Raw genomic sequence first — 25,633 nt, forward strand, 5'->3', positions numbered from 1 at the left:
CACAGTGGGCGTCCTTGCGGTACTGGCCGCCCTGACGCCGGCCGGCCTCGCGTACGCGGGCAACGGCGCCGGCCATTGCTCCGACGTGGACGTGTGCGTCGACGTCGGAACGCCCGGCAAGCCCGGTGGAGGCGGCGGCACCGGCGGAGGAAGCGGCGGGGGCGACGGAGGCGGGAGCGGCAACGGAATGTGCAAGCTCGTCGACGACACCGAGATCCCCTGCGCGCCCGGGTACAACCCGGCCGACCGCTGCTTCTACGAGCTCATGGATCCCCAGCCGCCGTCCGGCCCGGGCCACACCGACATGAACGGGGCAGACACCACGGGTCCCGGCGCCTTCTACATGAGGGACTGCATCGTCAACGACGTCGGCGGCATCGTCTGGCTGACGGAGCCGCCCGCCGGTCTCCTCCCCGACCCCGAAGTGCTGGCGCGTCAGGCCCGGGACAAGATGACTCTGCTGGGTGCGAACATCGGCAGCTCGCCCGGTCCGGACGCCCCTGGTCTCGTCGGCATGCCCGTCTGGCTGTGGAACAACAAGAGCGACACCACCTGGGGTCCCAACAGTGCGACGGCCGCCGTCCCGGGACTGTCGGTGACAGCCACGGCCCGCGTCACCAAGATCACCTACTCCATGGGAGACGGCGGCTCGGTCACGTGCACGACCGCGGGCACGAAGTACTCCAAGGCCTACGGCGACAAGTCCTCACCGGACTGCGGCTACCGCTACACCAAGGTCTCCGCCAGCCAGCCGGGCGGGAAGTTCACCGTCACCGCGACCAGCTCCTGGGAAGTCACCTGGCAGGCGTCGAACGGTGCCAGCGGAACGCTGCCCGACGAGATCCGTACGTCCAACACCACAGCGCGCGTCGGCGAGCTGCAGGTTGTCAACTAGCGTAAGGAAGACCATCACCATGCCGCGAACCAAGCAGCCGACGGCACCCTCCGAGCCGGGCTCCGCGCCCGTGCTGCTGCCGATCACCAACGACGCCCCACGCCGGCGCCGACGCCCGGTGGTCGTCGGCGCCGGCCTGGCGCTCGCCGCCGTGGGCGCACTGGTGTCGGTGTGGCTGGTCGACGAAGCCGGTGACAAGGTCTCGGTCGTTGCCACCCGGCACCCCATTGCGGCGGGCGAGAGCATCAAGGCGTCGGACCTGGTGGCCACCGAGATATCCCACGGCACCGAGCTGCGCTCGCTGCCCGCTTCCCACGCCTCCGACATCATCGGCAAGCAGGCCGTATCCGACCTGCCGGCCGGCGTGCTGGTCACCGAGGACTCGGTGAGCGACGGATCCAGCGTGACCAAGGGCAAGTCGGTGGTGGGCATTCTCGCCAAGCCCGGCCAGTTGCCCATCCAGAAGCTGCGCACCGGTGATGCGGTCACCATCGTCCACACCCCGCAGGACGGCAGCGCCTCAGCCTCCTCCAGCGAGGCCGGTTCCACCCCGGACAGTCTTCCTGCCGTCGTGTCCCGCGTCGGCGCGCCCGACGCCAACGGCACCGTGGTCGTCGACGTTGCCGCGCCCGAGGTGAACAGCACGTCGCTCGCCGCCTGGGCAGCGAGCGGTGACGTGGCCATCGTCCTGAATGCGACGAGCTGATGGCGGTCATCGCGCTGGTATCGGGAAAGTCCAGCGGCGTCACCTGCTCGGCGCTCGCGCTCGCCCTGTCGTCGCCGAAGCCTTCCCTGCTGGTCGAGGCCGACCCTGCCGGCGGCACGATCCGGGCCGGCTACCTGGGCGGAGAAGGCAGCGCAGCCACCGGGCTGCACCGCCTGGCGGCCGCGGACCGACAGGGCACCCTCGCACGGGAGTTCTCTCATCATTTCGTCAGCCTGGACCGCGACAACACCGGCCAGCGGATGCTCCTGCCCGGACTGACCGACCCCACGCAGGCCGCGTCACTCAACCGCACCTGGGCCCCCATCTCCCGGCTGCTCGGCGTGATGGACCAGACCGGCCACGACGTGATCATCGATGCGGGCCGCATCCTCACCGAGTCCGAGACCCGGCTGTCCACCACCCGCTACCCGACGCCGCTGCTGCACCGCGCCGACGCCGTCCTCATGGTGGTCCGCACCACCCAGGCGTCGATCGCGGCTGCCGCGCCCGCCATCCGGGTCGTGAGGGAGGAACTGGCCCACCACGGCACGGGCTCCGACGCGCTCGGGCTGCTGCTGATCGAAGAGGGTTCCTTCAACTCCAGCCAGGTGCAGCAGCACCTGAGGGCGCCGGTCGTCGGCATGCTCGCGTGGGATCCCGACACCGCCGACGTCTTCACGCACGGGGCCTACAAGAAGATGCCGCGCACCCTTCTGCGGTCCGCGCGCACGGCCCACCAAACGATCAATGAGCTGGTGACCAGGCGGCGCGTGCAGCTGCGGCCGGCAGGAATGCAGGTGGTCACCGGGAGGGCATCATGACCGACACCAGGCCGGAGACCCCGACCCCCGACTACACCGCCCTCTTCGCCCAGGCGCTCCAGGAGAGTCCCACGCAGGACGCGCCGGTTCTTCGACCCTTCCCTGCGCAGGTGTCTCCGGCCGGCATCCCTCAGGGCCTCGTCCGGGTCCCCGACACCGCGGCGCCGACCGCGCTTCCGGTCGGTCACGAGGTTCTCGCCGAGCTGCGTTCACAGGCCAGCATGAAGATCGGCGAGGCCGCCGGTGCCGACGCCTCCATGACCGAGCAGGACCGCCGGCAGCGCGGACAGTCGATCATCAGGCAGGTCGTCTCGGAATGGGCGACGAAGTACGCGGCCAGCGGCTCGGACCTTACGCCCCAGCAGGAGCGTGCCGTACGCGAGGCGGTCTTCGACGAGCTGTTCCGCGCCGGCCGTCTCCAGCCTCTCCTGGACGACCCGAACGTCGAGAACATCATCATCTACGGCGACAAGGTGCGCGTCGACTACGCCGACCGTCCGACACGCACCTGGGACCCGATCGCGAAGACCGACCGCGACCTGATCAACCTCATCAACCACCTGGCGCGCATGCAGGGGCAGGGCGAGCGGGCGCTGACGCCGGCCACGCCGAACCTGAACCTCCGGCTGGCCGACGGATCGCGCCTGGCGGCCTCGGCATACGTCACGCCGCGGCCGAGCATCGTCATCCGGCGCCACCGCACCCGCGGCCAGGGCCTGAACGACCTGGTGCGCTGGGGCACGATCGACGCCTCGCTCGCGCACTTCCTGACCGCCGCGGTCAAGGGCCGCAAGAACATCATCGTGGTCGGCTCCCAGGGCGTGGGCAAAACGTCCCTGCTGCGGGCCATGGCCCGGGAGATCCCGAGCACCGAGCGCGTGGGCACGTTGGAGTCGGAGTACGAGCTCCATCTCCACGAGGACCCCGAGGGCCCGGAGGTCGTCGCCTACGAAGGACGCGAGTCCAACGGTGAGCGCGGCGCGGACGGCAAGCTCCAGGGCGAGCTGACCCTGTCCGACCTCTTCCCGCAGCTCCTGCGTATGTCGCTGCGGCGCGTGATTGTTGGCGAGGTCCGCTCCAAAGAGGTCGTGCCGATGCTGCACGCGATGAACGAGGGCGAGGGCGGGTCGATGGCCACCCTGCACGCCCGCAGCCCCCAGCTGTCGATCGAGCGCTTGGCCACCCTGTGCCTGGAGGCGGGGATCGGCATGACCGAGGCCCTGGCCTACCGGCTCATCGCCCAGGCCGTCGACTTCGTCGTCTTCGTACGGCTGGTCGACGAGACTGAGTTCGTCGGCCACGACGGCAGGCCGGGGCGCAAGCACCGGTTCGTCAGCCACGTCATGGAGATCACCGGCATCGGCGAGGGCGGTCGCCCCGCCCACCAGATGGTCTTCGCTCCCCGCGAGCAGGACGGGCGCCGCGAGCCCAGGGCCGTGCCCCACGGGAACATCTCCCAGAGCTGCCTGGAAGACCTCGTCCGGGCCGGGCTGGACCGCACCGTCCTGCAGCGGCCGTGGGGCAGCTGGGGCGCGCCGCTGGAAACGGTGGTGCCGCTGTGACGCTCACCCTCGAATTCCTGCTCGCCGCGCTCGGCGGTCTCGCCGCCGTCGGCGGACTCGCCCTGGCGGTCGCCGGCGGCGTCGGCTGGGCACCCTCGACGACGGTGCGCCGCCGCAGCCGCCTGGAGCGCAAGATCCGGGCCGTCTTCGTCAAGGACGCCCGAACCCCCACCGCCTGGTGGGCCCGGGGCCAGACACGCCTGGTCGGCTCTGCGGTGGCGGGCCTTGGCGTGTGGCTGTTCACCGGCTGGCTGATGGGCGGCCTGGTCACCATCGCCGTCGTCATCGGCCTGCCCTGGCTGCTCAACACCTCCGGTTCCGGCAAGGCACAGATCGACAAGCTGGAGGCGATCGAGGAGTGGATGCGGCGCATGTCGGACATCCACACCGTCGGCGTCAGCCTGGAGGCCACCATCCAGCGCAGCCTGGAGACCGTCCCGGGCGCCATCCGCGAGGAGGTCCGCCTCCTCGTCTCGCGCCAGCAGGCCGGATGGGTGCCCCAGGACGCCTACCGTGCGTTCGCCGACGAGCTGAACGACGCGATGGTCGACGAGGTCGCCGCCCTGCTGATCCTGCACGTCGAGGACCGGGGCAGCGGGCTGAGCAAGGCTCTGCGTGAACTTGCCGAGGCTCTTCAGCATGAAGTGCTCTCACGGCGCGAGGTCGAGGCCGACCGGCAAAAGCCCCGCACCAACGACCGCTGGGTGACCATCTTCTGCCTGGCGATCTTCGGAGTCACCGCGTTCTCCGGCGCCTACGTCGAGCCCTACGACACCGTTGCCGGGCACCTCGTCCTGGCCTTCGTCGCCGTCGCCTTCGTTCTGGTCAAGATCTGGATGCGACGCATGGCGATCCTCGAACCCGCGCCCCGGTTCCTGTCGCCGGCCGACCGCTCCGGCGGCCAGATCGCCAAGGAGGCGCCGTGATCTTCTCCCCCTATGCCATCGTCGGCGGCGCCGTCACCGGACTCGGCCTGGTCATCGCCGCCCGCGGCATCCTGCCCGGCCGGCCGGACCTCGGCGACGTGCTGTCCCGCATGGATGCCACCCGGCTAGAGAACCTCGCCCGCAACCGCGACAGCCAGCCCAACTCCCTCATGGAGAAGGCCGGCGCCCTCCTGCTCCGGACGGCTGGGGAAGGCACCCTGCGCCTGCCCCGCCAGCAGTTGGAGCTCGTGGGCCGGTCTCCCGCCGCGCACCTGGGGCGCAAGGTCGCCCTCGCGCTGTACGGGCTGCTGCTGCCCGTGCTGGCGGTGGGGCTGGCCAACCTGGCCGGCTACCCCTTCCCCGTGGCGATCCCGGCGGTAGCGGGCCTCGGCCTCGCGATCGTCTTCTGGCTCCTGCCGGACCTGCAGCTCAAGCAGCAGGCAGTGGAAGCCAAGGACGACTTCCGGTACGCCGTCAAGGCGTACCTGCGCCTCGTCCAGCTCGAACGGGCCGCGGACGCCGCCCCCACTCATGCCCTGAAACGGGCCGCGGAAGTCGGCGAGGGCTGGGTCTTCGCGAAGATCCGGGACACCATCACCCGCGCCGAGCTCGATGGCATCAGCCCGTGGGAGGGCCTCAAGCGTCTCTCCCTCGAACTCGACGTGCCCGAACTCGGCGCGCCGGCCGACATCATCGCGATCGCCGGTGAGGAGGGTGCGGCCGTCGGCGACACTCTCGGCGCGCAGGCCAAGTCGCTCTCCGGCGCCCTGGTAACCAAAGCGAAGGCACAGGCCAACATGGCCTCCGAAAAGATGGTGATGCCCGTCGCGATGCTCGTCCTGATCATGACCGTGTACATCGGCTATCCCGCGATCGCGCGGATCATGGCCAGCTAACTCCCTGAAGAGACAAGGAAATCCACGATGGGCAACGACCCCAACTTCACCTTTCTGAAGACCTTCTTCAGCGCGCGGATCGAGCGGCTGCGCAACGTCCGTAACGACCGAGGCGCGATCTCGATCGAGACGATGATGATCGTCGCGGGCCTCGTCGTCGTCGCCGCGATCGCCGCCGCTGTGATCCTCACCAAGGTCAACGAGAAGGCCAACGAGATCAAGTGATCCGCCTTCGCCGGACTCTGCGCCGTTGGTCCAGCGCGCTCGCCGAGGGCGACGTGCGGGACCGCGGAGCCGTGTCCCTGGAAATGCTCATCGTCTTCCCTGTCGTGCTGCTGATCATCCTGCTGGTCGTCCACGTCGGCCTGTGGTGGCACGCACGCAATGTGGCGATGTCCGCCGCGCAGCTGGGAGTTGAGTCCGCCCGGGTACGAGGAGCGTCCGCAGGGACCGGCACGGCCGAGGCCCGGGAATTCCTCTCCAGGGCCGGCAGCAGCATCTCCGGCACGTCCGTCAGCGGGAGCAAGGGAGCCACGGTGACCATCCGCGTCACCGGCTACGTCGACACCATGATCCCCGGCCTGAAACTCAAGATCGACCAGCACGCCGACACGGCCGCCGAGCGCATCACGGAGGCACGGTGACCATCGCCGAAAGACTCCGCGACGACCGCGGCGCACTGTCGCTGGAAGCGGTCATCCTCTTCCCCGTCCTCATTCTGGTGCTGCTGCTGGTCATCGCGTTCGGCCGGATCGGATCCGCCGACAACGCCGTCGACACCGCGGCCCGCAACGCAGCGCGCGCAGCCTCGCTGGAACGCACCGGCGGTGCCGCCAGCTCCGCCGGCTCGGAAATAGCGCGCATCGTGCTCAGCCGGCAGGGACTGCAATGCACGTCTACCTCGATATCCGTCTCCACCGGCGGGTTCGCCGCGCCGATCAGTGAGCCCGCCACGACTACCGCCACCGTGACCTGCGTGGTGAACCTCTCGGATATCGGACTGCCCGGACTGCCCGGATCCAAGACTCTGACCAGCAGCTTTACCTCGTCAATCGACTCCTACCGCCAGCGCGGCTGACAGGACCACCGCATGCCACCCGCCCGCTTCGCCCTCACCCAACGGATCCGTCGTGCCCTGCGCAACGACCGGGGTGCGGTGAGCGTGTTCGCCCTCGTGACCATCGTGGCGCTCTTCGCCGTGGCCGCGCTCGTCTACGACGGCGCCGGCAGGCTGCGAGCGCTCACCCACGCCGAAGGCGTCGCCCACGAGGCAGCCCGGGCCGGCGGCCAGGCCGTCGACGCGGGCAAGGCGATCGCCGGCGACGGCATCACCGTCGACCGCAACGCGGCCGTCGCCGCGGCACGGACCTACCTCAGCCACGCGGGAGTCAGCGGCACGGTGAGCGTGAGCGAGGACGGCGGGTCCCTGGAGGTGACCGTGACCGAGTCGTACCGCGCCGTGTTCCTCAGCGGGGCCAGCGGGTCCGTCACCGGCCACGGCAGCGCCAACCTCGTCTACAAGGGGTGACGATCATGAGAAACCGCAGTGCCGCCGCCACCCTGGTCCGCGCGCTCTTCGCCCTGGTGACCCTGGTCGCGCTCCTGGCGGGCGTGCCCGCCGTCCTGCTCGGCATCGGGTTCCTGCCCGACCACGTCCCCGGCTTCGACGAGATCACCACCGCGCTCACCAGCCCCGACTCCGGCCAGCTGTTCCTGGGCGCCATCACCCTCATCGGCTGGTACGGCTGGCTGAGCTTCGTGGTCTCGGTCGCCCTGGAGACGGGCGCCGCGCTGCGCAACGTCCGGGCCCCCCGGATCCGCATGCTGGGCGGATCCCAGCAGCTCGCCGGCGCCCTCGTCGGCGGCATCCTCGTCCTGCTGCCGACCGGCACCGCGATGGCTACCCCCGCCAGCGCAACCTCCGCCACCGTGGCCACGGCCAGTGTGACCGCCGACGCCCACTCCGCGACGGCCACCGCAGCCAAAGCGGCGTCCTCTACTTCTACGGCCTGGGACGGCCCCGTCCACCACGTCCAGGAAGGCGACACCCTCTGGGACATCGCGGAGAAGCGCCTGGGTGCCGGCATCGAGTGGCACCGGATCATCGACGCCAACGAAGGCGTGCGCCAGGCGGACGGCTCCCTCGTCACCGCCGACACCACCGTCCTGCAACCCGGCTGGACCCTACGCCTGCCCGCCGACGCCTCCCCCGACCTGGCAGCCGACCAGGACGGAGCCAGGGCACAGACCGCCGACTTCACGGCCGCGGCCCAGACCCACACCGTGCGCGCGGGCGAGACACTGACCGGCATCGCCGAGGACGAGCTCGGCGACGCTGACGCCTACCCCCGGATCGTCGAGGCGAACAAGGGCGTCAAGCAGGACGACGGGCGCGCCCTCGACGACCCCGACGAGATCTATCCCGGCTGGAAGCTGCAGATCCCCACCGCCGCCGGCAGCGACCGGAGCGACTCGAAGCCGGACGAGGCGCAGCCGCCACAGGAACAGCCCACCGACCAGGACAAGGCCGAGGAGCGGCCCGGCGCCGAGCAGTCGAAGCCACCCGCCCAGGACGATGCGGGCCCAGGCGCTGACAAGGGGGAGAAGGGCGACCAGGCCCACGGCGGCCAGGGCGCGGACAAGGGCCAGCAGGACGGCGGGCAGCCGACCACCCGGCCCGACACCCCGAGCGAACCGCCGGCCGCGCAGAGCCCGGCGCCCGACCGCGAGCGGGAGCAGCACGGCACACCCACCCAGGCACCCGAGGCGCACGACACGGCGGAGGCCGACGACAGCGCCGACACGAGCGTGCGAACGATCGCCGCGGCGGGAAGCATCCTGGCCGCGGCCGTCCTCGCGGTCGTCGCGACCCGACGGGCGCACCAGCAACGCCGACGGCGCCCCAAGCGGCGCATCCCGATGCCCTCCGGTGCGACCGCCGACTTCGAGAAGCAGCTGCGCGTGGCGTCCGACATCACCGGTACCGCGCTCGCCGACCGTGCCCTGCGTACCCTGGCCGCGAACTGCCGCCAGAACAGCCGGCACCTGCCCGAGGTCGAGGCGATGCGCATCACCGCGCGCGGCATCGAGCTCTACCTGGCCGCCGTCACCCCGCCCGTCGCTCCGTTCACCGAGCATGAGGACAACCCGACGGTGTGGGTGTGCCCCGCCCGCGGCGCGGCCCTCCTCAACGAAGACGAGGCAGCCGACATCACGGTGCCCTACCCGGCCCTGGTCAGTCTCGGCGAGACCGAGGACGGCGACGCGGTGGTGGTCAACCTGGAGGCCATCGGTCTGCTGCGTCTGGCCGGCAGCCCGGCCGATGTCCGCGCGGTCATGCTCGCCCTCGCCGTCGAGCTCGCCTCCTCGCATCTGGCGCCCGACACCCAGGTCCTCCTCGCCGGCGCCGGAAGCGACCTGCACCACCTCTACCCGGACCAGATCGAGCACCACGCTGATCTCGGTCCGGCCACCAGCGACCTCCGGGCGCACGACGCCTTTCAGCGTCAGGCCCTGACCGACGGCGGCCGCGACCACCTGCGGGCCGCCCGGCTGGTCGAGGACGGCGGCGACACCTGGATCCCCCGCATCCTCATCGCCACCGCCCCGCCCACCGGCGCGGCGGCCGCCGAGCTCGAGGACCTCCTCTCCTCCCGGCCCCGTACCTCGGTCGCGGTCGTGACCGCCGCTGGCGGCGAACTCGACCTGCCCGGCGCCTGGACCCTGCCCGCCCAGCCCGGCACCCTCGTCGAACTGCCCGACCTGGACCTCGCGGTCAAGCTCCAGCACCTGGACGCCGACTCCTACGACCGGCTCGTCCAACTGATCGCCACCGTCAGCCGCACCGACGACGTCCCCCCGCCGGCGTGGACCGGTCACACCGGCCCGGCCGATACCAACGGTCCCCGCCCCGCCTTCACCGCCGGCGAGGACTTCGCGCTCGTTCCGGAGACCTCTGCCGTTCCCGAGGCGACCACGGTCGCCGCCCAGGGCAGCGGCCTGGCGACCGCTGTGCCGAGCTTCACCGGCTTCTCCGCCGCCGGGACGCCCGACGACGCCCTGACCGGCAGCGGCGACGACTGGCAAGGGGAGGACGGCAGCGCGCTCTCCCCCGCGGTCGCGGGCTCCCCCGCCCTCGACGAGCTGGCCGACGACACCGACAGCAACTCCGCTGGCGAGCCCACCGGCTGGGAGACGCCCGAGCCCGCTGAGGAAGAAGAGCCCGAGGAGGCGTCCGCGCTGGGTGCCGAGGTGTGGGACACCGCCGAGCCGAAGCAGGACTTCGAAAAGGTCCTCGACGAAGTGCTCGGCGAGCGCGAAGACGACTCGCCGCTTCAGATCGACGAAGAAGAGGCCGGGGCCGGTCTGTCCGCCGACGCGCTCGGCGACGGCCCGGACGAGGAGGAGACGCTGGAAGGGGACTCGGCCATGTCCGGTGACCAGGACGGGGACGAGTCCGGCCTGACCGCGGCCGCGCTCGGCGAGACCACGGCATCCGCGACAGCGGCCGAGGCGTGGATCATCCCCCGTCCCAGCGCCGCGACCTCCACCGTGCTGGCTGCGCTGGCCACCCCGCCGGCCGAGCCCGAAGACCCCCAGGTCCAGGTCCTCGGCCCGGTGACACTGGCCGGCGCGCAGGGCCGGGTGGGCAGCAACCGGCGCAACCACCTTCTGGAGATCGCCGCCTGGCTCGTGCTGCACCCCGGCCTGGGCCGCCAGGACCTCGACAACGCGATCTGGCCCGGGCTGCGCAAGACCTCCAGCACCCGCAACACCGCGATGTCGCGGCTGCGTTCCTGGCTCGGCCCCAACCCTCACGTCCCCGCCGACGACCCCCGCAGCGCCTATCTTCCCGCGGTCACCGACGGCATCTACCGGCTCGGCCCCGCCGTCACCTCCGACTGGGACCGCTTCAAGGAGCTGTACCAGCAGGGCATGCACCACGACGGGCAGGACGCAGACGTCGCCCTCGCCCACGCCCTGGCTCTCGTGCGCGGCCGGCCCTTCGCGGACATCGACCCCTCCAAGTACGCCTGGGCGGAGGCCGACATCCAGGAGATGATCAGCGCGATCGTCGACGTCGCCCACGAGCTCGCCGAACGCCGCCGCCAGGTCCGCGACTACCGGGCGGCAGCCCAAGCTGTCACCAAGGGCATGCTCGTGGACTCCCAGAGCGAGTTGCTCTACCGGGACCTCTTCACGATCTGCCACGAGATGGGCGACCGCGAAGGCCTGGAGCGCGCCGCCGCCCAACTGGCCCGGATCAACGCCGAGGAGGGCGTTGACTCCTCGCCCGAGACCCGTGGCCTGCTGCGCACGCTCCTCAAGGGCGAGAGGAACAAGCCCACTTTGGGGTCTGCGGCCTCATGACCACGACCCGCTCGAAATTCACCGACCTCCGGTGTCACACCGCACCGCTCGATCACACCTGTAGAGAGCGAGGGGCCTCTTCGGCCGACCATCCGACGAAGGAGACCGCGCACATGAGCCGCCGTCGGCAGCATGCCGCCGTCCCGCCCGCCGGGCCCGCCATCCCCGCGGCACGCTCCAGGGAAGGAGGCCGCCGATGACCACCTTCCAGTGGGCGCTGTCCGCGGGTCTTGCCGTGGCCGGGATCGGGACCGCGACAGCCGTCGCCCTGCTGCTGGGCAGCCGCCGCAGGGCCGCGGAGCAAAAGGCCACCACCGAGGAGCGCGCCGCGCTCGCCCTCCAGCGCCGCAACGCCTGGCAGCGTCGCCTCGCCGTGATAGCGCTCGGTATCGGCTGTCTGATGATGTTCGTGCTCGCCGGTATCGCTGCCTGGCTCTCCTTCGGGGCGCAGCGCGAGTACGCCCACGCGCACAACGGTGGCGACTGGGACGCGGCAACTGGCTTCGCGCTGCTCCTGGACGCCGGCGCCCTGAGCCTCTCCCTCATCCGCTTTTTCGAGGCCCTGACGCTGCGGTCCTCAGTGATCACGCGGATCCTTCTGCTCGCGTTCGTGTCGGCCTCGGCGGCGATGAACCTGCTCCACGCCCCCGGGTCGGGAGCTGGCAGTGCGTTTCTCGCGGTGGTCCCGCCGCTGGTGTACGCGATCCTGCTCGAGATGCTGCTGTACAAGATCGAGCAGGTCATCATGGGCCGGCAGAAGCGCCGCAAGGCCGACAGCGAGCGAGCCTACAGCCTGCTGCTGTGGCTGCCCTGGCCGATCGGCGCGCCGGTCAAGATGTGGAAGGCGTGGCGGACCAAGCTCCTGGCGACCGTCGACAACGTCCGCGTGATCGGCTCCCAGCGCCCCCGACCGGTCGCCGCCGCGGCCGAGGTGACCGTGGAGCGCGCCGACTCGGCCGCCATCGTGGACACCGCCGCGGTCGGCGCGGTGCCGGTCAACGCGCTGGCCAGCGCCCCGAAGACCGCCGTCGGGAAGGCCGAAGAGGCTCCGGTGGCCACAGTGGCCCCACCCGCTGCCTCGACGTCCGCGCCGGCCATCACGCCGCAGGAAGAGGAGGCGGCCACGCAGGAGGCCCCGGTGCCGGCCGTTGCGGTCGAGCCGCGCCCTGCGGCCGTTCCCGAACCGGAAGCAGAGCAGGACCCCGAACCTGAGGAAGAACCTGCCGCGCCCACCACGACGGCCTCGCCCACCGGTCAGCCCGACGAGGAGCCCGTACCGGGCGGCGGCGCCTCCGGTGACGAGGATGCAGAAGAGGAGGAGCCCGAGGGCGAGGAGCCCGACCCCGAGCACGACACTCCGCCGCACGACGAGGAAGACGAAGAAACTCGGGAGCGGCTGAGCATCGACATCGACCTTTCAGTGCTGCCAAAGAACCTCACCCAGCGGCAGCGGGCCAAGCGGATCTACGTCGCCCACCAAGCCGCCGGCGTGGCCCTGTCGCAGGCCGACCTGGGCAAGTGGGCCGGGTACAAGAACCCCAACTCCGGAGGCAACGAATACCGCCGACTGGAGAAGGAGCACGGCCCCATCGTCGTCCGCGAGGGCGCCACCCACGTCGACCTAAACTGGTCCCACCAACCGGTAGCCGCCTGAACGTCCAGCTCCCCCAACTCCCCGGCCGGCACGACCCCGAGCCGGGGAGAATGCCGTGGCGGACCATGCGGGTAGCCTCAGGGCGACACCACACCAGGTACAGAAGGGGGGCGGCCGGTGAGCAGCCGCTGGCATCGGGCGATCGCCGAGTTGAGCGCCCAGGGCGACGCGGCCCGGGCCGCCGCCGAGCGCGTGCAGGATGTTCCCAGCGGGCAGCGCACGACCGCCGCGGCGATCTCCAACGTTGCCCAGACCGACTATCTGCGCAGCGCGAGCACACTGCTGCGCGCGCACCTCACCGACCGGCGCCCGCCCCGACGGCTGCCGGTCGCCCGCGTCTGGCCGTGCCTGCGCGATGTGTGGAAGGACCAGGTGTTGGACCGGCGAGGCGGGGTGTGGCGGGCCATCCCCGGAACCGCCGCCCTCGCACGGATGCGCAGCGCCCCGTCCGACCCTCTCCTGGCCGCCGTCATCGACCAGGCCGAGGCGCTGCAGGCCAGCCTCCGCGGCGAGCGGCAGGTGGACCGGCTGTACGAGTCGTACATCCCTGACCGGACGGGCAGCCCGGACGCGAGCCTGCTCGTCGGTGGGCGGACAGCGCCCACACTGCCCGGGTTTCCCAACCCGGGGCATCCCCTCAACCGTGCCTTTCCCCGCGGCGGGGCCACGGGTACGCGGATCCAGCCCGGCCGGGAGGCCGAGTTCAACCAGCTGAGCAGCGACCGGTCAGCCGTGCACGCCAGGGCCCTCGCCTTCGGCGACGCGGTTCTCGCTCTCCTCGTCGCGCACCGGGCGGACGGCGTAGCGCCGGAGTCGGGACGACTGCGCGGTGCCGGCCGCTGGGTGGGGCGCGAGCAGCATCTGGTGCCGGACCGGGCGAAGTGGCCGGCCAAGCTCAACGGCTACCAGGGCGCGACACTGGCCGGGCTCGGCTGGCTGGTGCTCGCGTGCACCGGACTCCCGCTCACCTTCGGGCAGCGCGCCGACCTGCTGTCCCACTACACGCTGCTGTTCCTGGCGGCCGGCTTCATCGCCTGCACCGGGACAGCCCTGATCTACCGGCACGGACCGAAGCTGGTCACCCAGCCGGGGCCTCAGGCCCTGTTTCCCGGGATCGTCGCGGCGGTGATCGCCTTCACGGTGTGGCAGGGCCAAGGTCCCGTCGCCGATTACTACTTCGCCGGCCCGTACGACCGCTACGACCGGCAGTACGCGAACGGATGCCTCGCCGCCAGCCCCTACCGGCACGATGCCGTCCAGACCATGGTCGAGGACGGCGTGCTGATCGTCACGCCGGTGACCGGCGGGACGACGCTGCGTCTGGGGCCAGCCGAGGACGGCAGCACGCATCCGCTGCGCCCCCTCGACCAGATGACCCGGGCGGTGCTCGACGAGTACGGATGCTGACCCGGCCCGTAGGGTCCGGGATCAGGACGGGGTGAGCCTCTTGAAGGCGGAGGCGACGCCGGCGGCGCCGGGACCGTATCGGGCGCGTGCCCGGTCGAGGGCGGCTTCCAGCCGGTGGAGCTTTTCGTCGCGGCCGTCGAGGGTGAGCTGGTGGGTGGCGTGGGCGGCCGGGCGGAGCCGTTCGGCTCGCAGGGCGATCCCTCGGACGCGGGCACGCTGGAGACCGAGATCAGCCACGAGCTGGCGGGCGGTTCCTGCCAGGGCGGGGGTATGCGCGGTGGCCTCGGCGAGCGTGCGCGTGCGCACGGTGTGGGTGTGGTCGGCGTACATCACGGTGAGCGTGAGGGCCTGTGCGATCTCGGAGGCCTTGCGCAGGCGCTCGCCGAGGTCCTCGGCCAGGGCCAGGGCGGTGCGCTGGTGCTGGTCGGTGTCGAGTTCGTCCAGGTCGAAGCGGTGGCTCGTGCTCAGGGAGCGAGGGACGGCGGCGGGGACGACGGGGCGTTCGTCGATGCCGCGGGCGAAGTCCTGGATCTGGCGGGCGGCGGTTCCGAGGATCCGTTGCAGGGTTGCGGGCGTGGTGTCGGCGATGCCTCCGGCAGTGGTGATGCCGTAGCGGGCGAGCGTCCTGGCCGTCTTGGGCCCAACTCCAGGAAGCGCGGGGGCCGGCTGGGGGCGGAGGAACGCGGCGATCTCGTAGGGGGTGGCGCCGACGATGGTTGCGGCGCCGGGCGGCGTGAGGGCAGCGGCCATGGCGGCGATCGACCGGGTGGGCCCGGCGCCTGCCGAGCTCTGCACGCCGTGGAGTGCGAGAAGGCGCAGGCGGATCACCGCGACCAGACCTTCGACGTCGCGGTCCCAGAATCGCAAGGAGCCGGTGACGTCCATGTAGGCGGACCAGTCGGCGGGCTGGGGTTCGATGGTTGGGCTGATGCCGCCCAGCACGTCCAGCATCTGTGGGAACAGCTCTTCGCTGCGCTGCTGGGCATGGAAGTGGATCCGGACGATGGCGCGGGGGCGGTAAGCCGGCGGTGTGCTCAACCTGCGCTCCCTTGGCTGCGGTGGCTCAGGCGGGTGAGGTCGGCGGAACGGGTGCCGGCGGGCTGGAGGTCCGCGTAGGGGTGGAGCCGCGCGCCAGCGGTTCCGTCGGGGATCGTGCGTGCTGGTGTCGGCTGGGCGGGTGTGGGTGCGGGGGGCTGGCCGAGGATGTCGAGGACGGCCTGCGGCCCGTGGGTGGCGCGGGTGGTGGCGAGGGAGTTGAGGTCCCAGGCCATCTCGCCGACCACGGTGCGGCGTGGACCGCGGGCTTCGACGGTGCCGCGGACGAGGAGCAGTCCGTTGTGGAAGATGGTGTGGGCGCACTGCTCGTGGGAGTCCTCGAAGAAGGCGAGATCGACCAGGCCGGAGCCGTCTTCGAGGGTGACGAAGATGATCCTTTTCCCGGACGCGATGGGTGGGGTCTGGGTGGAGGCCCGTACGCCGGCGACGAGGACTTTCTGTCCCGGGTGCATGGCTTTGAGGTGGGCGGCGTCGGTGGCGCCGATCTCACGCAGGAGGCGGTGGTGGTCCTCCATGAGGTGGCGCGAGACGTCGATCTTGAGTACGCCGAGCTCGGCCTCCAGTTTCTCGCGGGCGGTCATCTCTCTCAGCCCGGCCAGGCCGGCGGTCATCAGGGTGGTGTCAAGCGGGAGTTGGCCGGTGCCGGGGCGGGTGCGGGTCTGGCGGTGCAGCTCGGTCGCCTGCAGCAGCAGGTCCCGCCGGGACGCCTTTCCCTTGAACTGGTCGAGTGCGCCGATCCTGATCAGGCGTTCGACGGTCGGCAGCTTCGGCCGGGCGCGGGCCCAGAAGTCCTGGAGCGAGGTGTAGGGCTGTGCTGCGGCGATCCTGACGACCTCGTCCTCGCTGATGCCGTGTACCGAGGACAGGGAGATCCGCACGCCCCAGCTGTCCGGCGTCTCCTCGACCGTGTACGCGGGCTTGGAGTGGTTGATGTCGACGGGGAGGACGGGGACGTCGTGGCGGCGGGCGTCGGCGACGATGACGCGCAGCGGCCACATGCCGGGGTCGTGCTCCAGCAAGCCGGCGTAGAGGGCGGCGGGGTGGTGAGCTTTGAGCCACGCGGACTGTAGGGCGGGGACCGCGAACGCGACGGCGTGGGCGCGGCAGAATCCGTATGCTCCGAACGACGAGACGATCTCCCAGACTTCGTCGAGAACGCTGTGCGTGTAGCCGCGGGCGCCGGCGAGTTTCCGGAACCACGACTCGATCTTCGGCAGGCGCTCTTCGTCTCCGAGGGCGCGGCGGGCGATTTCGGCGAGGGCTCTGTCGCAGCCGGTCATGACGGCGAAGATGTCGATGATCTGTTCATGCCAGATCGTCACTCCGTAGGTATCGGCGAGGACCGGTACAAGGTCGGGGTGGGGGTAGGTGGGTGCTGCGCCGTGTCGTGCGGCGATGTAGAGGGCGGGCATGCCGCCGGCGACCGGGCCCGGACGGAAGAGGGAAATGTCGGCGATGACGTCCTGGGGGCCGCGGGGCTGCAGGCGGCCGACCAGGTCCTGCTGGCCGGGCGACTCGAGCTGGAACATGCCCACGGTGTCGCTGGCTTGGATGAGCGCGAAGGCGAACCGGTCGTCGAGGGGGACGTGGTCGGGGTTGTCGAGGTCGATCTGCCGGCCGGTCGTGCGGCGGATCTCCTTCACCGCGTAGGCCATCGCGGACTGCATCCGCACGCCCAGGACGTCGAGCTTGAGCAGGCCGAGGTCCTCGACGTCTTCCTTGTCGGCCTGGACCATCGGGTACTCGCCACCAGGCGTTGGCTGCACGGGCAGGCGGTTCAGCAGTGTGGAGTTGGAGAGGATGACGCCGCAGGGGTGCATGGCGATCCCGCACGGCAACTTATCCAGGCCCTCGGCGAGCTCCCACAGCGGGCCGAAGTTCTCGGCTTCCGCGGCCAGGCCGCGCAGTTCCGGGAGTTCTGCGAGTGCTCCGCGGATGTCGGCGGCGCGGATATGGGGGAAGGACTTCGCGATCCGGTCGACGGTGGCCGGCGGCAGGCCGAGTGCGAGGCCGGTATCACGCAAAGCGTGGCGGGCGCGGTAGGTCTCGGGCATGCCGGTGACTGCGACGCGTTCTGTGCCGAAGCGGGCGATGATCCGGTCGTAGACCTCCAGTCGGCGCGCGGATTCGACGTCGATGTCGATGTCCGGGAGCGAGGCTCGCCGCTCACTCAGGAAGCGCTCAAAAAGGAGAGAATGTGACAAGGGATTTGCGGTCGCCACAAAAAGCGAGTGGTTGACCATCGAGCCAGCACCGGAGCCGCGCGCGGCGACCCGGATGCCCATCGCGCGGACGTCGGCGACGACCTGAGCGACGGCGAGGAAGTAGGCCTCGTAGCCGAGCCGTCCGATGATGCCGAGCTCGTAGTGCAGCTGGTTCATTGCGCGCCGGTCGAGGTCGAGGCCGCGAGCGACCATCCCGGCCTCGCACCGCTGCCGCAGCAGTCGCATCGCGCCGCCCGGCACCGACTCCGCACCCACCACTTCCGGCTCGGGAAAATGCGGGGTGCCCAGCCCGAGGTCCCGTACGGGGTCCAGGGTGCAGGCGTCGGCGACGGTACGCGTGTCGGCGAGGAGGCGCTCCGCCCGCCGGCCGTCGGCACCGGCGGCCGCCGCGACCCGCTGTGCGATCGCCGTCATGTCGCCGGCGGGCTTGAGCCAGCGCTCGCCGCAGTCCAGCCGTCGCCGGTCCACCGGGCGTAGCAGCCGCGCGGCGTCCAGCACGTCCGCGATCCGGTGCTGCCCCGGGTCGGCGTAGCGGACGGCGTTGGTCAGGACGGCCGGGATGGCGAGGCGGTCGGCAAGCATGAGCGTGTGCGCGGCAAGGCGTACGGAGCCGGGCCCTGTCCCAGACAGACCCCAGCACACAACCTCCAGCCGCAGACCTTCGCCCGCGGCCTGCCGCCACGGCTCCAAGAGCTGTTCGGCGATGTCCGCGCGCCCTGACGAGAGGGCGCGCAGCGGTTCGGAGGCAGGGCCGAGCATCACCACCAGGCCGCTGCCCGCGTACTGGCGCAGCTGATCCCACGACGACGCCGGCGCAGCAGCGGCGGCGAACGCGGCAGCGTGAGTGGCGGACACCAGTCGGCACAGCCGTGCCCACCCGTCCGGACCCTGGGCCAGGAAGGTCGCCCGGAACGGTGCTTCGGCCACGTGTGCACCACCCCGCACCGGAGTGCGGCGGCGGGCGGCCGGAGCGGCGGGAGTGCAGGCGGCGACTCCGAGGTCCACACCGAGCAGCGGGCGGATCCCCTCAGCGGCAGCGGCCTTCGCGAAACGGACGGTCCCGGTGACCATGTCCCGGTCGGTCAGCGCCAGCGTCCCGATGCCGCGCTCGGCGGCCCGGGCGGCGAGATCGCTTGGATGTGAGGCGCCGTAGCGGGCTGAAAACCCGCTCGCCACATGCAGGTGAGGAAGACCTTCACGCATGCCACCCTCCGCTCAAATACCCCCAAACATGAACTAACCGACTCGCGTCGCTTCGACTCTATCGAACTCTAATTCGAACACGCGAGTTTCGGACACTGCAGACAAGCCATCCGGGTTGGTGGAGTCGGTGGGCGTGCCGGTGACACACGGGCCGCAGGCAGGCGGACGGGGCCCGCGGGGCGTAGGACTGGAGGGTGAACCTGACTCCGCCTGTCCCCCCGATGCTCGCCCGCCCGGTCACCGCGCTGCCGCAGTCGGAGGCCGGCCATGCGGTGTTCGAGCAGAAGGCCGACGGGTTCCGTGCTCTGGTGTTCGCTAGCTCGGAGCCGTTCCTCCAGTCCAGGCAAGGTTCTGATCTGGGCCCCGCGTTTCCGGAACTCGTCGAGGCTGCGGCCGTGCTCGGCGTCGAAGCGGTCCTTGATGCCGAGCTGGTTGTGTGGGGAGCGGACGGGCTCGACTTCTCTGCGCTGCAGGAACGGGCCCGGCGCCGTGGTGCCACGGCCCGGCGGGCGGCGTTGGAGCGGCCGGCTCACCTGATCGTCTTCGACGTACTCGAACTGGCCGGTGTTGTTCACCTGGACGAGCCTTTGCGGCAGCGCCGGGCCGTGTTGGAGGATCTGTTCGCCGGGCGCCGGCTGACGGCGCCGTGGGCGCTGTGCCCGCAGACCTCCGACCGGGAGACCGCCCTTGGCTGGCTGGACCCGTTCTGGGGGGCCGCCGGGATCGAGGGGCTGGTGATCAAGGATCCGCGTTCGCGGTACCGGCCCGGGGAGCGCGGGTGGATGAAGCTCCGGACCCGCATCACGGTGGAAGGGATCATCGGCGCGGTCACCGGGGCCGTGGCCGCGCCCCGAAGTCTCCTGCTCGGCCGACTCGACGCGGCAGGTACGCTCCGCCTGGTCGCCCGCTCCACGCCGCTACCCCGCAAGGCGGCCGTCGAGCTGGGCGCCGCCCTGCGGCCGGCGGGAGCGGAGCATCCCTGGTGGGGCCGGACCTTCTCAGCCGGGTGGGGAGTGAAGGAACCGTTGGCCTTCCACCCCGTGGCGCCCGACCTCGTCGCCGAGGTCGAGGCCGACACCGCTCTCGATCTGGGCCAGCACCGTCACTCGGTGCGCTACGTGCGGATCCGGGACGACATGATCCCCGGCGACGTCCGGGCGTGACACCCTCCCCCGGCTGACCGTGACGCCGCGGAACCCATTGCGCGCAAGTATCCGCAAACCCCTGGCTCCGCCGGTCCCCGGCGGGCCAGACTCGCGGCATGTCCGTACGCGTCTTCCGCCACGTCCACCAGGAGCACAGCCACCGGTCCCTCGCCGACACCGTCGAGCCGCCGGCGGTCGAGGCCGCCCGGTGGGACGCCATGCTTCAAGCGGTCGCCATCGCTCGGGGGCTGCCCGCGGACAGAGGGCAGGAGCTGTACGACGCGTGGGTCGCAGCCGAGCGGCCGGCCGCATGCCCGTGCACGCTGTGCAGTACCGTCCGCCAGGCCTTGGAGACCGAGCGGGCCCGCGAAGCCGCAGGTGCCTACCGGGGAGAGAACGGATTCTGGATCTTCCCCAACGGGCTGCCCGACGGAGAGAAGCCGACGGGGTCCTACCAGGTCTGTGTGAACGCCGACGAGCCGCACCCGGCCTCTCCGGGCGACACGGGGAGCGACGCGCAGCCTCACACCCCGGTCGACGGATGAGAGTCAGGTCACAGTCGTAGCGTCCGATCCTGGACACTGCCCCTGCCTCCCACTGGTCATGATCAGAGCCTCACCCGCGATCAGGAGGGGTACCGCTGTGCCGGTCCTGCGCCAGATCACCACGTGCACCGAGCCGTCGACCGTCCGCTGGCTTCTTTGACGGAAGATGCGGCTGCGAGCGGAGCAAGGCAACCGAGGAGGGGGTACGGCTGTACCGGTCCTCGCCAGATCACCGCGTGCACCGCGCCGTCGACCGTCGTCATCGAGCGGCGCGCCCGCGCACGCGACCGGTCGGTGGACTACCGGCCGAGAGTGTCCAGTCCCAGGCTAGTGCTGTAGCCGGAAAGGTTCGCCGGGTCAGGCGTGGACGAGCAGTTTGAATGCGCTGGGCAGCCTCTGTGCCGGGGGTGGGAAGATCGCGGCGTGACTATGACGCTGCATGACTTTGATGGTGAGCACTCGCTGACGCTTGATGCCGGCGACCTGGCCTCTGATGCGGCGGTGGTTGCCGCCGGGCACGAGCCGAACGGGTACTTCCGGGAAGGTCTTGTGCAGTTCGCCTGGCCGGATCTTGCTGAGCGCCTCGACTTCGACAGCGAGGGCGGCATGTTCTGTGCGCTCGGGAGCTTGAGTGACGTCACGCAACTCAAGACTGCCCTTGAGCCCGTGATCTCGAACCCCGGCGCGGTTCGCAAGCCTATTGCCCGTGCGGAGACGGCAGGCTTTGAGTTCGACGACTGATGCTGTGCCCAGCAGGTCTGCCGGTTCAGGCCGCAAGCTGGCTGACCAGTTCGGGCCGGCCCCATGTGCCATGGGGCCGGCCCATGTCGTGCGGTGGTTCAGGCCGGAGTCACAGACCGAGGATGAAGTCGAAGTCCGTGTCTTTCGCGCCGAGTAGCCACGCCTTGGCCTCGGCCGGGGTGTAGACGTGGGGCAGTCGATCGGGGTTCTGCGAGTCACCGACCAGGACGTACCCGTCCACGACGGCGACCCGCACGCAGTTTCCGCCGCCGCCGCTGTACTTGGACACCGTCCAGTCGACCGATGCGAGGTCGAAAGAGGACGGGTCCGGCTTTTCTGTCACTGTTCTAGCTCCTTGATCTCTTTCTTGAGGCGCGTGCGCGTCTCGTCGGGGTCCAGCGCCCGCTCCCACAGGTTGGTGAAAGCTGCTGTGTAGCGCTGCACATCTTCTTCTCCGTCGAAGTACAGCGAACTGACCATTGTCTCCACCCACACGACCTGTCGGGCGGCCTCGGGGAAGGCCATGACGACGAACGGACCTGCTGCCCCTGGGTGTAGTCCGACTGTCTCCGGGAGGATGCGGATGGTGTTGCGGGAGTCCTCGGACTCCTCCAGACTGCGCTCCAGTTGTCGACGTGCCACGGCTCGGTCGTCGACGGACGAGCTCAGGACTCGCTCGTCTACCAGGGCGCGAAACTCCGAGAGGGCGCCTTCTCGTACCTGGTGTTGACGGTCCATACGGACGTCGACGAGCGCCTTGACCTCGGAAGGGCGCAGATCGGGTCTCATTTGAGCGATGACACTGTAGGCGTAGTCCTCGATCTGGAAGAGGCCCGGCCAGATGTCGCGCTCGAAGTTCGACAGGGCAGTGGCCCGGCGCTCCATCTTCAAGAAGCCCTCAAATTGCATGGGGCCCAGGAGGTGAGCGTTACGCCGCCAGAGGGCGGGGCGCGGGCGGCCTGCGGGGGTGGTGTCCGCACTCAGAAGGGCCAGGATCTCTGACTGCTCCGTGGCGCTGGCCTGGTAGACCTCGAGCAGCGCCTCGACGAGGTCGCGGGCGACACGGCGGCGCTGTCCACCCTCCAGCCTGCTGAGCCCGCTCTTGTCGATCCTGATACCGCGACGGACCAGCACTTCATGGCTGGCGACGTCGCCTTGGGTGAGGCCGCGCCGTTCGCGCAACTCCTCAAGGCGCAGGCCGACTTCGCTGAGGGTCAACGACCACGGCGTCTTCGCTTCTGGCATGGTGGCCAGTCTGACGGCTCTCCACGGCGCCTACAAGCAATATGGCTAAGCAATTTGCTCGACCATATTGCTAAGGGCTCGGCTTAGGGAGCATCCTAGCCATGGTCACGAAGTGTGCAGTGCCCGTCGCCACGCGTGGAGGCGCTCCGCTGCCCGTATACGCCCAGGGAGGGGCTTCCGCGATGCGCCGGACGCTGTTCAGCCTCCTTCTGAAGGACCGGGACCTTCTTGGGTGGGAGGCGTTCTGCGTCCACTTCGCGGCCACTGGTCGTGATCTCGCGCGGGAAACCGGGAACCGTCGGCTGGCCACAGCCAGCGTTGGGCGCACCACGTTCGACAGGTGGTCGTCGGGCACATGGTCCGGTCGTCCTCGCGGCGAGGCCGCTCAGATTCTGGAGCGCATGCTCGGGCACACTGTCGAGGAGCTGTTCAACCTGGCGCCCGTAGCGAGCGAGCCCACGACACTGTTGGAATCGGTGGCTGCGCGGGTCGTCGCGCGCTGGCCCACATCCACGGTGCTGCTCCCCGCCGGCGGGCCTGCTGGGCTCTGGGAGATCTCCGGACAGCAGCGCCTGGACGGAACCAGCGCCGCCATCCATCTTCTTCCCGTCATCAGACGAGACGGGAAAGCCAGCGTGCATGGGCTGGGCCCTGACGGACTACGCGACCTGGAGCGGTTCTTACGGCCGGCGCGCCGTGGCTTCCTTGTCGGCGTCGAGGACAGTCGGGACGATGTCAACGTGTACGTCCGCGACGCTGCGGGCGCGCGGAGGCCCACTCTCCCCGGATCGCCGGACACCGGGCCGATGTCAATCCCCTCGGCGTACCTCTTGGACGACCTCTCCTACGGCATTCTCTGGTCGCTCACTCAGCTCGATGACGGCCTTTTGTCCGATGATCAGGCGCTCGATGCGGAACAGGACCTTCTCGACACCTACCTGTCCATGCCCCGCTCGGCGCCCAGCCAGCTGCTCGTTGACCTTTCGACCGTCGGCAGTAGTTGGATGGGATCGGCGTTCTGCGCCCGGCACATCCAGCAGGAACTGACGGACGCGAGCGAAGTGCCGATCTTCTGGACTCGTGAGCAGACCGGTGAAGAGGCGGCCTGCTGGCTGTTCTTCCGACACAAGCTGGAGTACCTGCGAGCACTTGAGCGGTTCCACAGCACGACAGCGCAGACCGTCCGGGTGTTCTGTCTGCCCGAGGCCGAGGTGGCGCGCTCGGAGAAGTACGAGCGGATCTTGCTGCTGCTGGCGATCGCTCTGATGGAGCGATGCGGGATCCGCGTGAGGGTGGTGCCGAAGAGGGAGTACTCGGAGATGGACGGGGTAGCCCTGGTGCCCGGTCAACGGGCCGTCGTGGCCAACTGGGTCCGGGCCCCGGGTGGTGCGCTGTGGGCGGCCCGCAGTACGTCATCCCGCGGGGATCTGCGTTCCTACGCCACCGTGTTCGCCGACGCGCAGAGAACCGACGTGCTCGTGGGTGAGGACCCGGCGAGCCGCCTACGGTCCCTCGCGGACTTCCTGGGCCTGGACTGGAGCTGGTTGACCGCCCGCTGTCACGCTCTGGGCGAGTGCGGCGTGGCCGGCCTCGTTCGGCCCCGCAGTCGCCTGCTCACCGTGGAAGCGCTGGATGAGACCCTGCTCTTCCTAGGCAAGCTCGGCTAGTCCCGCGATGACTGCCGTCCGCGCAGCCACCCCGTCCGAAAGGCCCTCCGTGTTCTCCGCAGATTCTGCCCCGAACCGCACCGTCCTGGTGCTCACCCTCGGCGGCACCATCGCCATGACGCGCACCCCAGCGGCCCCCGGCGTCACACCGACGCTGACCGGCTCCGACCTGGTGGGCGCCGTTCCCGGCCTCCAGGACACCGCTGAGGTCACGGTGGAGGACTTCCGGCAGTTGCCCGGGGCCTCCCTGACGACCGGCGACATCGTCAGCCTCGCCGAACGGCTCAGCAGGGCCGAAGGAGAGGGCTTCGACGGGGTGGTGGTGACGCAGGGCACCGACACCCTCGAGGAAACCTCGTACCTCACCGACCTCTACTACCCGGGCTCGATGCCGGTGGTCTTCACCGGCGCGATGCGCAATGCCGCGTCGGCCGGAGCCGACGGTCCGGCGAACCTCCTGGCCGCCGTGCAGACTGCAGGCAGTTCAGAGGCTCGGGGCGCCGGGATCCTCGTGGTCCTGGGTGACGAGATCCATACCGCCCGCCACGTCCGGAAGACGCACACGACTAGCCCGGGAGCATTCGCATCGCCGAACACAGGGCCGCTGGGCCACGTGGTGGAAGGGATGGTGCAGTTGCACCGGCTGCCAAAGTCGATCGCTCCCCTGTCGCTGCCGATCGCTCCCCTGCCGCAGGTGGAGATCGTCACCGCATCCCTGGGTAGCAGCGGGACGCTGCTGAAGGGCCTGGAGAACGAGATCTCCGGCCTCGTGGTGGCCGCGTTCGGCGTCGGTCACGTCCCCGAGAGCTGGTGCGGCCTGCTGGAGGAGCTGGCGGCCGCCATGCCGGTCGTCCTCGCCACTCGCATCGGTGCCGGCCCCGTCCTGACCTCGACTTACGGCTTCGACGGATCCGAGCGCGACCTGCTGGCCCGTGGCCTGATCGGGGCGGGAACCCTCGGCCCGTACAAGGCCCGGCTGCTCCTGGCCGCCCTGCTGGCAGCCGACACGCCTCGCACGGAGATCGCGAAGGCGTTCCTCGACCGCTCCTGACCACCATCGACCAGCACGAAGGACACCCACCATGCGCTTCGCCCAGCTCCGCACCGGCAGGCAGTTCGTGCTCGCTCTCGACCACGGGGAGGACTTCCTGGAGGGCCTCACGCAGTTCTGCGCGGACCAGGACATCCGGGCCGGGTACATCCCGACATTCGTCGGCGGCCTCCGGGCGGCCCGGCTGGTGGGCTCGTGTGAACCGCTCGCCGACCCCGAGGCCCCCTTGTGGGAAGAGGTACACGTCGAGACGCTTGAGGCGCTCGGCGGTGGGACGCTCGCCTGGGACCCCGAGAAAGACCGCCTGGCCCCACACATCCATGTCGCGGCCGGCCTCAAGGCGAAGTCCGCCGAAGGGCGGGTGTCGCACCTGCTCGACGCGACGGTGCAGTTCATCTGCGAGATCCCCATCGTCGAAGTCGTCGGTGACGACGACGGGGCGGCCCTGACTCGCCGGCGCAGGGCGGACCTGTACGACGTACCCCTGCTCGGCTTCGGCAAGAGCATCTGAAGGCGGA

23 protein-coding genes are annotated in these 25,633 nt (G+C 70.5%); 19 read left to right on the forward strand and 4 right to left on the reverse strand.

The features are described 5' to 3' along the window. Positions 1 to 4 precede the first annotated feature (4 nt). From IG88_RS0107085 to IG88_RS44155, 13 genes are all read left to right on the forward strand, one after another. Positions 5 to 895, forward strand: a complete 891-nt coding sequence (locus IG88_RS0107085) for a hypothetical protein (RefSeq protein ID WP_051851798.1) — start codon at positions 5 to 7, stop codon at positions 893 to 895. Between the two features lie 19 nt (positions 896 to 914). Continuing rightward, positions 915 to 1,601: a flagella basal body P-ring formation protein FlgA gene (locus IG88_RS0107090; RefSeq protein ID WP_051851799.1), complete on the forward strand. Its 687-nt coding sequence runs from the start codon at positions 915 to 917 to the stop codon at positions 1,599 to 1,601. Continuing rightward, positions 1,601 to 2,422: a hypothetical protein gene (locus tag IG88_RS0107095; protein WP_031036197.1), complete on the forward strand. Its 822-nt coding sequence runs from the start codon at positions 1,601 to 1,603 to the stop codon at positions 2,420 to 2,422. Before IG88_RS0107090 ends, IG88_RS0107095 begins: the two co-directional genes overlap by 1 nt. Next, complete coding sequence (locus IG88_RS0107100) at positions 2,419 to 3,984, forward strand: CpaF family protein (protein ID WP_031036199.1); 1,566 nt, start codon at positions 2,419 to 2,421, stop codon at positions 3,982 to 3,984. Before IG88_RS0107095 ends, IG88_RS0107100 begins: the two co-directional genes overlap by 4 nt. Further along, positions 3,981 to 4,910 carry a type II secretion system F family protein gene (locus IG88_RS0107105; RefSeq protein WP_031036201.1) on the forward strand — a complete coding sequence of 310 codons (930 nt, stop codon included), beginning with the start codon at positions 3,981 to 3,983 and terminating at the stop codon, positions 4,908 to 4,910. Before IG88_RS0107100 ends, IG88_RS0107105 begins: the two co-directional genes overlap by 4 nt. Beyond that, positions 4,907 to 5,806, forward strand: coding sequence for a type II secretion system F family protein (locus IG88_RS0107110; protein ID WP_051851800.1), 900 nt, complete (start codon positions 4,907 to 4,909; stop codon positions 5,804 to 5,806). The genes IG88_RS0107105 and IG88_RS0107110 overlap by 4 nt, the downstream gene beginning before the upstream one ends. 27 nt (positions 5,807 to 5,833) lie before the next feature. Continuing rightward, a complete protein-coding gene (locus tag IG88_RS0107115) occupies positions 5,834 to 6,031 on the forward strand; it encodes a hypothetical protein (RefSeq protein WP_031036206.1) in 198 nt (65 codons plus the stop codon). Further along, positions 6,028 to 6,450, forward strand: a complete 423-nt coding sequence (locus IG88_RS0107120; protein WP_031036209.1) for a TadE/TadG family type IV pilus assembly protein — start codon at positions 6,028 to 6,030, stop codon at positions 6,448 to 6,450. The genes IG88_RS0107115 and IG88_RS0107120 overlap by 4 nt, the downstream gene beginning before the upstream one ends. Next, positions 6,447 to 6,884 (forward strand): TadE/TadG family type IV pilus assembly protein, encoded by a 438-nt coding sequence (locus IG88_RS0107125; protein WP_031036212.1) that lies wholly within the window; start codon positions 6,447 to 6,449, stop codon positions 6,882 to 6,884. The genes IG88_RS0107120 and IG88_RS0107125 overlap by 4 nt, the downstream gene beginning before the upstream one ends. 12 nt (positions 6,885 to 6,896) lie before the next feature. Beyond that, positions 6,897 to 7,334, forward strand: a complete 438-nt coding sequence (locus IG88_RS0107130; RefSeq protein WP_051851801.1) for a TadE/TadG family type IV pilus assembly protein — start codon at positions 6,897 to 6,899, stop codon at positions 7,332 to 7,334. A gap of 5 nt (positions 7,335 to 7,339) precedes the next feature. After that, positions 7,340 to 11,176 carry a LysM peptidoglycan-binding domain-containing protein gene (locus IG88_RS0107135; protein ID WP_234332026.1) on the forward strand — a complete coding sequence of 1,279 codons (3,837 nt, stop codon included), beginning with the start codon at positions 7,340 to 7,342 and terminating at the stop codon, positions 11,174 to 11,176. A 196-nt stretch (positions 11,177 to 11,372) separates the two neighbouring features. Then, a complete protein-coding gene (locus tag IG88_RS0107140) occupies positions 11,373 to 12,830 on the forward strand; it encodes a DUF2637 domain-containing protein (RefSeq protein WP_031036222.1) in 1,458 nt (485 codons plus the stop codon). 117 nt (positions 12,831 to 12,947) lie between these two features. Beyond that, positions 12,948 to 14,237: a hypothetical protein gene (locus tag IG88_RS44155; RefSeq protein WP_234332027.1), complete on the forward strand. Its 1,290-nt coding sequence runs from the start codon at positions 12,948 to 12,950 to the stop codon at positions 14,235 to 14,237. 21 nt (positions 14,238 to 14,258) lie between these two features. Here IG88_RS44155 and IG88_RS0107155 read toward each other — a convergent pair whose 3' ends face one another. Next, complete coding sequence (locus IG88_RS0107155; protein ID WP_031036228.1) at positions 14,259 to 15,275, reverse strand: DNA polymerase Y family protein; 1,017 nt, start codon at positions 15,273 to 15,275, stop codon at positions 14,259 to 14,261. After that, a complete protein-coding gene (locus IG88_RS0107160) occupies positions 15,272 to 18,721 on the reverse strand; it encodes a DNA polymerase III subunit alpha (RefSeq protein ID WP_031036232.1) in 3,450 nt (1,149 codons plus the stop codon). The genes IG88_RS0107155 and IG88_RS0107160 overlap by 4 nt, the downstream gene beginning before the upstream one ends. Before the next feature lie 221 nt (positions 18,722 to 18,942). Here IG88_RS0107160 and IG88_RS0107165 point away from each other — a divergent pair, with 221 nt between their 5' ends. The 3 genes from IG88_RS0107165 (at position 18,943) to IG88_RS0107175 (ending at position 21,152) form a co-directional block, all read left to right on the forward strand. Next, positions 18,943 to 19,884: an ATP-dependent DNA ligase gene (locus tag IG88_RS0107165; RefSeq protein ID WP_234332030.1), complete on the forward strand. Its 942-nt coding sequence runs from the start codon at positions 18,943 to 18,945 to the stop codon at positions 19,882 to 19,884. Between the two features lie 98 nt (positions 19,885 to 19,982). Next, positions 19,983 to 20,411 carry a hypothetical protein gene (locus tag IG88_RS0107170; protein ID WP_031036239.1) on the forward strand — a complete coding sequence of 143 codons (429 nt, stop codon included), beginning with the start codon at positions 19,983 to 19,985 and terminating at the stop codon, positions 20,409 to 20,411. A 429-nt stretch (positions 20,412 to 20,840) separates the two neighbouring features. Next, positions 20,841 to 21,152 (forward strand): Imm51 family immunity protein, encoded by a 312-nt coding sequence (locus tag IG88_RS0107175; protein WP_031036241.1) that lies wholly within the window; start codon positions 20,841 to 20,843, stop codon positions 21,150 to 21,152. 109 nt (positions 21,153 to 21,261) lie between these two features. On the opposite strand, the gene IG88_RS0107180 is transcribed toward IG88_RS0107175, so the two are convergent. Together IG88_RS0107180 and IG88_RS0107185 are read right to left on the reverse strand one after the other, a co-directional pair. Further along, a complete protein-coding gene (locus tag IG88_RS0107180; RefSeq protein WP_031036245.1) occupies positions 21,262 to 21,495 on the reverse strand; it encodes a DUF397 domain-containing protein in 234 nt (77 codons plus the stop codon). Beyond that, entirely contained in the window at positions 21,492 to 22,397 is a 906-nt protein-coding gene (locus IG88_RS0107185) for a helix-turn-helix domain-containing protein (protein ID WP_031036249.1), read from the reverse strand. The genes IG88_RS0107180 and IG88_RS0107185 overlap by 4 nt, the downstream gene beginning before the upstream one ends. A gap of 182 nt (positions 22,398 to 22,579) precedes the next feature. Between IG88_RS0107185 and IG88_RS0107190 the strand changes: the two genes are divergently transcribed. From IG88_RS0107190 to IG88_RS0107200, 3 genes are read left to right on the forward strand one after another with little or no spacing between them, the layout of a single operon-like run. Further along, positions 22,580 to 24,064, forward strand: coding sequence for a hypothetical protein (locus tag IG88_RS0107190; RefSeq protein WP_031036251.1), 1,485 nt, complete (start codon positions 22,580 to 22,582; stop codon positions 24,062 to 24,064). Positions 24,065 to 24,113: 49 nt separating this feature from the next. After that, on the forward strand, positions 24,114 to 25,115 hold the full coding sequence (locus IG88_RS0107195; protein WP_031036254.1) for an asparaginase: 1,002 nt from the start codon (positions 24,114 to 24,116) through the stop codon (positions 25,113 to 25,115). A 31-nt stretch (positions 25,116 to 25,146) separates the two neighbouring features. Next, entirely contained in the window at positions 25,147 to 25,626 is a 480-nt protein-coding gene (locus IG88_RS0107200) for a PPC domain-containing DNA-binding protein (RefSeq protein ID WP_031036257.1), read from the forward strand. The last annotated feature ends 7 nt before the right edge of the window (positions 25,627 to 25,633 follow it).

This window comes from Streptomyces sp. NRRL F-5650 (assembly GCF_000721365.1).
Classification (GTDB): Bacteria; Actinomycetota; Actinomycetes; order Streptomycetales; family Streptomycetaceae; genus Streptomyces; species Streptomyces ardesiacus.

Excerpts from the sequence above, each read along its gene's own strand:
- IG88_RS0107090 (WP_051851799.1), top strand. The coding sequence starts at position 915 with ATGCCGCGAACCAAGCAGCCGACGGCACCCTCCGAGCCGGGCTCCGCG.
- IG88_RS0107095 (WP_031036197.1), top strand. The coding sequence starts at position 1,601 with ATGGCGGTCATCGCGCTGGTATCGGGAAAGTCCAGCGGCGTCACCTGC.
- IG88_RS0107100 (WP_031036199.1), top strand. The coding sequence starts at position 2,419 with ATGACCGACACCAGGCCGGAGACCCCGACCCCCGACTACACCGCCCTC.
- IG88_RS0107115 (WP_031036206.1), top strand. The coding sequence starts at position 5,834 with ATGGGCAACGACCCCAACTTCACCTTTCTGAAGACCTTCTTCAGCGCG.
- IG88_RS0107130 (WP_051851801.1), top strand. The coding sequence starts at position 6,897 with ATGCCACCCGCCCGCTTCGCCCTCACCCAACGGATCCGTCGTGCCCTG.
- IG88_RS0107135 (WP_234332026.1), top strand. The coding sequence starts at position 7,340 with ATGAGAAACCGCAGTGCCGCCGCCACCCTGGTCCGCGCGCTCTTCGCC.
- IG88_RS0107140 (WP_031036222.1), top strand. The coding sequence starts at position 11,373 with ATGACCACCTTCCAGTGGGCGCTGTCCGCGGGTCTTGCCGTGGCCGGG.
- IG88_RS0107160 (WP_031036232.1), bottom strand. The coding sequence starts at position 18,721 with ATGCGTGAAGGTCTTCCTCACCTGCATGTGGCGAGCGGGTTTTCAGCC.
- IG88_RS0107165 (WP_234332030.1), top strand. The coding sequence starts at position 18,943 with ATGCTCGCCCGCCCGGTCACCGCGCTGCCGCAGTCGGAGGCCGGCCAT.
- IG88_RS0107170 (WP_031036239.1), top strand. The coding sequence starts at position 19,983 with ATGTCCGTACGCGTCTTCCGCCACGTCCACCAGGAGCACAGCCACCGG.
- IG88_RS0107175 (WP_031036241.1), top strand. The coding sequence starts at position 20,841 with ATGACGCTGCATGACTTTGATGGTGAGCACTCGCTGACGCTTGATGCC.
- IG88_RS0107185 (WP_031036249.1), bottom strand. The coding sequence starts at position 22,397 with ATGCCAGAAGCGAAGACGCCGTGGTCGTTGACCCTCAGCGAAGTCGGC.
- IG88_RS0107190 (WP_031036251.1), top strand. The coding sequence starts at position 22,580 with ATGCGCCGGACGCTGTTCAGCCTCCTTCTGAAGGACCGGGACCTTCTT.
- IG88_RS0107200 (WP_031036257.1), top strand. The coding sequence starts at position 25,147 with ATGCGCTTCGCCCAGCTCCGCACCGGCAGGCAGTTCGTGCTCGCTCTC.